This window comes from Bacteroides sp. OF04-15BH (assembly GCF_003477995.1).
Lineage (GTDB): Bacteria > Bacteroidota > Bacteroidia > Bacteroidales > Bacteroidaceae > Paraprevotella.
The window spans coordinates 1-380 of the sequence record NZ_QUEM01000112.1; the positions used below are offsets into that span (position 1 = coordinate 1).

1 pseudogene is annotated in these 380 nt (G+C 48.4%); it reads left to right on the forward strand.

Annotated elements, in window-relative coordinates:
* Window positions 1-380: pseudogene (locus DXA74_RS16825) on the forward strand (hypothetical protein); the annotation flags it as partial.

Genomic DNA, 380 nt, shown 5'->3' on the forward strand with positions numbered 1-380 from the left:
CACAACCGTCTGTTGGAGATGATTTATCCTGATGAGGAGAAGATTACTTACTCTTACAATCTCGGTGGTCAGCTTGAAAAGGTTCATGGCTATAAGTCATACGGCTACGACTATGTGAGCAAGATAGGCTATGACAAGTTTGAGCAGCGCACATACTTGAAGTATTGCAACGGTGCGGAAACGTTCTACACCTACGACCCACAGCGTCGCAGATTGCAGAACCTCACGGTGAATAGTGGTGGCAACACCATTATGGACAATGCCTATACATACGATGCGGTGAGCAATGTGCTCAGCGTGGTAAACGGTGCGTCAGTTCCACAGAGTGGAAAGGCTGGCGGACAGATGGCGCATAACTATACTTACGATGCCCTCTACCG